The sequence below is a fragment of the Pseudomonas sp. K5002 genome (assembly GCF_013386655.1).
Classification (GTDB): domain Bacteria; phylum Pseudomonadota; class Gammaproteobacteria; order Pseudomonadales; family Pseudomonadaceae; genus Aquipseudomonas.
Genome location: NZ_JACARK010000549.1, coordinates 1 through 8,362, shown reverse-complemented (window position 1 = coordinate 8,362; position 8,362 = coordinate 1). Strand labels below are relative to the sequence as shown.

Annotated in this window: 5 protein-coding genes and 2 pseudogenes; 4 read left to right on the top strand and 3 right to left on the bottom strand. The window is 57.4% G+C overall.

The window, feature by feature from the left end:
• Positions 1–586: pseudogene (locus HX846_RS23045) on the bottom strand (hypothetical protein); the annotation flags it as partial.
• A 469-nt stretch (positions 587–1,055) separates the two neighbouring features.
• Here HX846_RS23045 and HX846_RS23040 point away from each other — a divergent pair.
• From HX846_RS23040 to HX846_RS23025, 4 genes are all read left to right on the top strand, one after another.
• Entirely contained in the window at positions 1,056–2,360 is a 1,305-nt protein-coding gene (locus tag HX846_RS23040) for an EAL domain-containing protein (RefSeq protein WP_178966150.1), read from the top strand.
• Positions 2,361–2,519: 159 nt separating this feature from the next.
• The gene (locus HX846_RS23035) at positions 2,520–3,179 is read left to right on the top strand and encodes a response regulator transcription factor (RefSeq protein WP_087693819.1); all 660 of its coding nucleotides are present in this window, start codon (positions 2,520–2,522) and stop codon (positions 3,177–3,179) included.
• Between the two features lie 2 nt (positions 3,180–3,181).
• Positions 3,182–5,599 (top strand): ATP-binding protein, encoded by a 2,418-nt coding sequence (locus HX846_RS23030; protein ID WP_178966149.1) that lies wholly within the window; start codon positions 3,182–3,184, stop codon positions 5,597–5,599.
• Between the two features lie 109 nt (positions 5,600–5,708).
• The gene (locus HX846_RS23025; RefSeq protein ID WP_087693821.1) at positions 5,709–5,927 is read left to right on the top strand and encodes a hypothetical protein; all 219 of its coding nucleotides are present in this window, start codon (positions 5,709–5,711) and stop codon (positions 5,925–5,927) included.
• Between the two features lie 15 nt (positions 5,928–5,942).
• Here HX846_RS23025 and HX846_RS23020 read toward each other — a convergent pair.
• Together HX846_RS23020 and HX846_RS23015 are read right to left on the bottom strand one after the other, a co-directional pair.
• Positions 5,943–7,091 (bottom strand): annotated as a pseudogene (locus HX846_RS23020) (IS3 family transposase).
• A gap of 626 nt (positions 7,092–7,717) precedes the next feature.
• Positions 7,718–8,362, bottom strand: a 645-nt coding sequence (locus tag HX846_RS23015; protein WP_178966148.1) for an ATP-binding cassette domain-containing protein, incomplete at its 5' end; no start/stop codon positions are given.

Below are 8,362 nucleotides of genomic sequence, written 5' to 3'. Positions count from 1 at the left end.
CAAAAGCCCCGCCGCCACTGGCCGATGCACCGGCGCCCACAGCCGTGGCCCGTTCTCCCGCCGCCGTCGTATTTGCGCCGATAGCCGTGGCGTACTGATTCGAGGCCTGGGCGTTATAACCAAATGCGTGGGCATAGTCAGCCAGGGACTTGGCCTGGAACCCCGCCGCCATGCCCCAGCGGCCGAGGCCTTGGGCCCCATGACCAATGGCAGCCCCGTCGGCGTTGGCTTGAGTGCTCTCGTTACCAATCGCCATATTGCCGCCGGGCTGCCCGAGGATAACCCGGCCGCTGTTGACGAACAGTTCGCCACCCAGGGTCAGAGAGGTCGCCCCTACGCCAGAAACGCCCCCTGGACGGTAAAACAGTACCGAATCGGTCTGCGAACCTTTAGTCGCGGAATTGCACTTGCCCCCGGCCTGATCCTTGAAGATCAGGTTTTGCGCAAGATACGTCGCGGCATTGCCATCGTTGTTCTGCGGGTCATTCAAACTTACGCACTGGCCGTCCGCATTCGCGTTGATGTGCACACCATTGCCGGCATGGGCAGTTGCACTCAGCAATGCCGTTATGCCGGTCAGGGTCATCACCCCCCATATCGCCCAATCCAGTTGACGGTGTCGGGACTGACAAGCATCAGGCGCATGACAATAACGCATGCGAACCCCGTGGCGAATTGGATTAAGCGGGGCTGATCGCAGGAACGCAAACGGCAAGACTGAACGCGACGTGACTTTCACAATAACTCACCCTGTAGCACACACATCGTCAGGTATGAGGCCTCACGAAGTGGCATTGAAGCGCAGAAGCAACAGCTGTTGGCGACAGCGTGCGTGCACTCGTTCTGTAATGCCCGCACATGCTGCGAGCCGCCATGAATCGGGGTGAATTCTGTCGAGCGCTCGCCAATGCCGATATCGGACTGCTCTTAAATTTCGGATCAGCACAAGCCGGGCCCCAGAAAGGGGTCCAGCCGCGATTTAGTCCCAGTCTTATATTTCTCTCACATCGCCTTTGCTCAAATGTGACCTCACCACAACCACTGAGCATCAGCTGATGGCAGCCCAAGTCATCGTTCCCTCCGAGCGCGCCCTGCAAAGCCTGGTCATCCTGGCCAGTGACGAGCAGTACGCCCACCGCGTAGCCACGCTGCTCAACGGGAGCCCCCTTTTTCTTATCGAACACATCGATTCGTTGAGCGAGTTGATGACGCGCCTGCGCAAGCAACCTGTCGACATCATCGTCGCGCAGGTTCATGCCGACCATGTCGACAGCTTGATGTTGCCGTGCTGTGTCAGCGACCTGAATGCTTCCGGGCTGCTACACAGCATTCCGCATATAGTCTGGACCGCACAGCCACAATCCGAGCATGCGCTCCCCCCCGGCTTACTGACCGCAGGCCTTGAGCAGGGCTGGACGCACACTCTCAATGGCGTCTCGACGGCAGCGCTGGCTTCCCATGCGCGCCTGGCCAGGGCTTCAGGTATCCGGGTAGAGATCGCGGTGGAGCAACAACCCGAGAAACTCTTGGCAGTGATCAGTCAATTGGCGCATACCGCCCATCCGGCACCGCGCAGTCCACATGAGGAAAAACTGGAGCAACTGCTCAATGACGATGAGGTGGTGGCGGCCCTCGCCACCGGCGAAGGATTAAGAGTGGTCTACCAGCCCCAATATGACCTGGCGACACGAGAGGTCGTCGGCGCGGAAGCCCTGATCCGCTGGCACCATCCACGGCATGGGGATGTGCCACCCTCGGTCCTGATCCCGATGATCAACCAGCTCGGGCTGGATCTGTTGTTGTTCAGCTTTATCGAGAAGACTGTGATCGACACCCTGGGCAAGTTAAACCGTGGAGGCATTGATATCCCCATCGCCATCAACGCTTCGGCACGCACGCTCTGCGCCCATGGCCTGGCCACGAGACTTGCGCAAAAGATGCATCGGGCGGGGTTGCCTTGCAAACGCCTCAAGATCGAGCTGACCGAAGACTTGGCGCCCGACAGCGAGCTGGCCCTTTCAGCCTCGATCACTGCTTTGCGCGCCAAAGGCTTTCCGGTGTCCCTGGACGACTTCGGTGCCGGCGCCGCGACGTTGTCCTTGCTGTCACGCATGCCATTCGACGAGATGAAGATTGACGGAGCCCTGGTGCGTGCGGTGGGCCAGTTTGCCCACTCTTCAGAAATCATCTCGGGGATCGTCGCTCTGGCGCAGTTGTTCAATATCAACTTGATCACCGAAGGTATTGAAGATACCGAGAGCATCGAGTTGCTGAGCAGGCTGGGCTGCAACACCGGGCAGGGTTTCGCTCTGGCCCGGCCCATGGAGAGCGATGTATTCCTGAGCATGATCACCGCCTAGGGATGCGCTTACGTCCATTGTTCCTGCAAACATTGCCTCGCGTGTGCTGAAACAATCACGGCGTGGTTAAACGGTATCTTCACCCCTGCTGGAGCCGAATTGAGAGATGGTCTTTAATCAATTAGTTATCCGGCTACTTTCGAGTGTCCATTGGCATCCATGAAAACCATACGCATAGCGATCCTTGATGATCATGCAGTGGTACGCCACGGCCTTGTCAGCCACCTCGCCGAAGAGTTATCCATCGAGATTGTTGGCGTCTATGAAACCAGTCGCGAACTGATACGCGGCATGGCGACGATGCCCGCCAACGTCTTGCTGCTGGACTTTGCTCTGGGACGGGATGAACTCGACGGCGTATCCCTGATTCGCGCCTTGCGAAGCCGCTTCCCTGACTGTCGTATTCTGGTGCTATCAAGCCATCATGAGTCGGCTACCGTCTCGCTTGCCTTGCGTGTAGGAGCGCGCGGTTTTGTAGGCAAAGATGAGGGGCTGGGAAGCCTGGTGAAGGCGATCCGTACCGTTGCTTCGGGCGCCATTTACTTGAGTGCCGATATGTCTTACCAAGTGGCCGATGCGGCCAGGCCAGACGAATCGACACAAATATCGATCAGTGATAACGCCTTGCAGCGCGCGGCCTTGTCGGCGCGGGAGCAGGAAGTGATCCGCTGCTATCTGGAAGGCATGACCGTGACGGAGATCGCCGAGAAATTCAATCGCAGCATCAAGACCATCAGTACGCAGAAGGCCACCGCTTTTCGCAAGCTTGGGGTCACCTCTAACAACGGCTTGTTCAAGATCATGAAAACCCTGGACTAGACATGATGACGAGGAACCGCGTTCGTTGGGGCACCAGCCTGTGCCTGTTGATGGCCGCAACATGGGCTAACGCCGGCGCGCGGCCTCCCGGACCTGATTTAAGCGTCGAGGAAAGAGTCTGGATCGAACATCATCCGGTATTGCGTGTCGCCGTAGTGGGCAGTCTTTCCCCTATCGAATACGTGGAGAACGGTCGCCTCAAAGGGCTGTCGGCTGAGTATTTGCAGCTGATTGCAGACAAGACCGGCATGAAGATCGACTATGTTGCAGCTCACTCGATTCAAGAGCGCATAGAGCTCCTGACAACTGGACAAGCAGACCTTATCTCCACCTTCAGGCTTAATGGGCCCGGTGTTAAAGACCCCCGACTCCTGCTAACTTCAGCCTATTTGAATACCACTACGGTCATCATCACCCGCATCGGACGCCCGCCTCTTTTCGAGGCTGAACAGCTGGACCAGCTGACCGTGACCCTGCCCTCCTTCGATCGATACAAAGATTTCCTCGCGACGAAGGCACCTGGGGCGAAATTGATCATCGGCGGCAGCGCCCTGACGATGCTGCAGCAAGTTGCCGAAGGCACCGCCGATGCTGCGGTGGCCACTGAAGCCTATCTGCTGCCGTTCCTCTATCGCCAGTTCCAGGGCCAATTGCAGATATCCGGGGTGCTCACCGGTATGGCGTCGCAAATTGGCATGGGCACTCGGAAAAACGAGCCTTTATTGCACTCAATCATCCAGAAGACGCTCGATTCGGTCACCCCTGACGAAGTTCGCGTCCTGCACGCCAATTGGCTGCGCGAACATGCCACCCAGGACCTGACGATAAGGGAAGTTGTGTCCCACTACCCTCATGAGATCGCGTTAATTGTCCTGGTGGTAGTGCTATTGCTCATCACGATTTACCAAACCCAGCGCATGCGCCAGCGTGCCGAGCGCAACGAGCGGGAAAAGGCGATGTTCCTGGCGGTCATGAGCCATGAAATCCGCTCGCCGATGAATGCGGTGGTGGCGGCCGTCGAACTGTTGCGTAACACACCGCTGGACAAGCAGCAACAGCACTTTGCCGACCTGGCCAACCACGGCGCGCAATCGTTGTTGAGGCTGCTCAATGACGTACTGGATATTTCCAAGCTTGATGCCGGGCAGGTCAAGCTCGAATACGAGCCGGTGAACCTCGGCACCCTGGTGAATAACATCGTTGACCTGCATCGCTTGCGGGCCCGGGAGAAGCATTTATCAATCAGCGTCGATGGCGAATCCCACCTGCCACTGTTGATGCTCGACAGCGCCCGCATTGGGCAGGTGCTGCACAACCTGCTGTCCAATGCCATCAAGTTCACCGAAATCGGCGGTGTGGAAGTTGCCTATGCGATCAGTGACCTGCCTTCGTCGCGCAACAAACAGTTGCGGTTGACCGTCACTGATACCGGAATCGGTCTGAGCCCGGAAAGCCAAGTGCGCCTGTTCCAGCCTTACAGCCAGGGAGCACAATCCTATAAGCGCTCAGGTGGCACAGGCCTGGGGCTGGTCATCTGTCGCGACCTGCTTAAACTCATGGGCGGCACCCTCACGCTGGACAGCTCGCTGGGCAAGGGAACGCGCGTTGAATTGTCGCTGACCGCGGAGTTGGCACCGCCCGACTCGACAGAGGCTGAAACCGTGCTCCCCGCCACGAACTGGTCAGCGACATCCGCACCAAAGCCCTTGCGCATTCTGGTCGTGGAGGACACCGTCGCCAACCAGGCGGTATTGCAGGCACAGATCGAGGGCTTCGGCTGCACGCCGGTGATCGCCAGGGACGGCGCCCAGGCCGTGGATTGCTTCGAACAAGGCACCTATGACCTGATCTTGATGGACTGTGACCTACCGGACCAGGACGGCTATTCGCTGACGCGCCTGTTCCGCATGATCGAACAGGATGCCGCGCAAACGCGCTGCCCCATCATTGCGATCTCCGCCTCTACGGGCAACCAGCATGTCGCCCGATGCTTTGATGCCGGCATGGATGGCATCCTCAGCAAGCCGATCAGCCTTGGCAAGTTGCAGGATGCAATCGAGTTATGGTGCGGCGTGACCCTGACTTTACTGCCACACCCCTTCGCCCTACGGCAACCTGTGGGTCACCAGCAGATCCTTGAAGCATTGGAACGGGACCTACTGGCGCTACTTGAAGGGATGGTTCTGCGCAACCTGGAACCGGCCCTCCACGCAGCCCACCGTCTACACGGCGCAGCACTCAGTATCGAATGGCCAGATGTGGCCCGCCAAGCGGGACAGCTGGAGGCCCTTCTCAGGACTGCCACGCCATGGAGCGACCCAACCTGCGCCACGACCTTACAGGCACTGCTTCATGGGTTTCGCTCCACGAGCTTCAGCCATCCCGTTTTCGACCCGCCCGTCCCTCCCGCGGCAGATTGAGATTCGGGTCTGTGAATTAAGAGCAGTCTGATGTGATTCACCGCCCTGCCCCCCTGAAAATCGGTCTTGTCAGCTAAAGACTAACTCAACCGCTCCCAAGGTTTGAATGATGGATCCTTTGCACGAGATTCAAAAACGGCAACTAAGGCTGATAGAGTCAGCCTCCGTTAACGAAGCCTGCGCCGTTGACTTGCTGAGTCTATTGCGCAAGTTGACCGCGGCCGAAGCCAGTAATGTCCTAAATATCGTCACGCTGCTGCAAAGCGAGGCGGAATTTTTGCGCGAACTTTCAAAGGAAATGGCCACGCGAGAATATGAGGCACTGTGAATCGCCCCGGATTCTCTAGACACCTTGCAAGCTCATTGCGTAACGCTTTTTAAACTCTACCGGTGACAGCTGATTGTTGAAACCATGGCGGCGTTTTACGTTGTAGAACATCTCGATGTAATCGAACACATCACTACGAGCGTCTTCCTGCGTGGTGTAGATTCTCCGCTTGATCCGTTCCGTTTCAGAAGCTGGAAAAAGCTCTCGGCCACGGCGTTGTCATGACAGTTGCCTCGGCGACTCATGCTGGCAACCAAATTGTTTGCCTTCAAAAAGCTGCGCCAATCATAGCTGCTGTACTGGCTACCTTGGTCGTAGTGAACCATCACCTCCTGGTTCGGTTTACGCCTCCAAACCGCCATCAATAACGCATCAATGGCCAAATCACTGGTCATCTGCGACTTCATTGACCAGCCGACGACCTGACGAGAAAACAGATCCAGCACCACCGCCAAATACAGCCAGCCTTCATACGTGCGAATGTAGGTGATATCGGTGACCCAAACTTTGTTGGATTCTACGACATCGAACTGGCGCTTCAGTAAATTGGGTGAAGCGACCGCTGGCTTATCGCCGTACTTGCCAGGGCGGAGTCGGTACCCTGTCTGAGAGCGCAGACCTTCAAGACGCATCAGCCTCGCCACACGATGCCGACCACAATCCTCACCGACCTCGCGCAGATCGTCATGGATTTTTCGATAGCCATAAACGCCACCGCTTTCCAGCCACGAATGCTTGATCAAACCCAGTGATCGTTGATCGTCTTTAGCACGTGCAGATTGCGGTTCAGACAACCAAGCGTAATAACCACTGGGATGGACTTTCAGCGTCAGGCAAAGCCGTCGAATCGAATAGTCGCCCGCTCGCTGCTTGATAAAGGCGTACTTCAACCGCACTCCTTGGCAAAGTACGCGGCGGCCTTTTTAATATGTCTCGCTCTTCAGTGACGCGCTTAAGTTCCGCTCTCAGGCGACGCAGTTCAGCGTGCTGATCATCATCCTGCTGCCGTTCTTCTTGGGGTTTGCTGTAGCGCTTTATCCAGGCATAGAGGCTATGCGTCGACACGCCGAGACGGGCGGCTACCTCAGCGACAGGCAGCTTCTTTTCGGTCACTTGATTGACTGCTTGGATTTTGAATTCTTCGGAGTAACGCGGGTTGCTCATGGCACCTCCTAATTGGCCTCAGTTTAAGGCAAAGAGGTGTCTATGAAACCCGGGGCGATTCACACGTTAGACAAAAGGGCCGCCGTTCAGGCCCTCGCCGCCAGCCACCGCTTAAGTAGCTGCCAAAGGTCGGATCGACCAGACGAGCGGAAAACCTCGTCCATGAACATTAATCGATGAACAAGCACATTCATTTTGAGCGCATTGAGCCCAGCGGAGTGGGCTTACGAGCAGCTTGTGAACATCTGGCATCGCCCACTTGTTAAATGACGTATAGCGCCCGGGATTTGCTTGAGCAGGAAATGCGCTCGAGTGGCTAACGCACCTTGCCCTTTCAGATCAAACCGACCGGCCATGTACTTGGGGACAGTCAGTGCCAGCGCGACGACAGCCAACACCAGCGGTAAAAACGAAACCTACAGCACTGTGTTCCAGCCATAAGCCGACAGCAACCCACCCGACGAAAAAGACCCGACCGCCATTACGCCGAACACTCGGAGCTGGCCTACTACGTCATTTATCGGCCTGAGTGCGCCAGCCTGCCCAAACTGACGACGTTCCGGGACTGGTTGTTGGCAGAAGCACTGCAGACGGTAAAGCGTGAGATCAGCACCCACTAGGCTGTACTACTCGCGATTCCTCAACGACGACGCTACCAGCAAATCCCGCGTATAGGCATGCTCCGGCGCGTCGAACAATTGCTCGGTACTCCCCGCCTCCACGACCACGCCATCCTTCACCACGATCAAGTCGTGAGCCAACGCCCTTACCACCGCCAGGTCGTGGCTGATAAACAAGTAGGTCAGCCCATGCTCCTCCTGCAACCTGCGCAGCAAACTCACCACCTGCTTTTGCACAGTGCGGTCGAGAGCTGAGGTGGGTTCGTCGAGCAATATCAAATCCGGCTTGATCACCAGTGCGCGGGCGATCGCGATTCGTTGGCGCTGGCCGCCGGAGAATTCGTGGGGGAAGCGATGGCGCGTATCGGGGTCGAGTCCGACGTCGCGCAACACGGCAATCACTTGAGCTTCGCGCGCGCAAGCATTGAGGTCCGTGTGTACGCGCAGGCCTTCTTCGATGATTTGCTGCACGCTCATGCGCGGACTGAGGCTGCCGAACGGGTCTTGAAACACCACCTGTAGTTTGCGCCGCCAGGGACGCAGGGCCTTGCCTTTGAGTGCGTCGAGGGCCTGGCCCTGGAAGCGAATGCTGCCTTGGGCGTCGATCAACCGCAGGATCGCCTGGCCAAGGGTGGATTTGCCCGAGCCGGA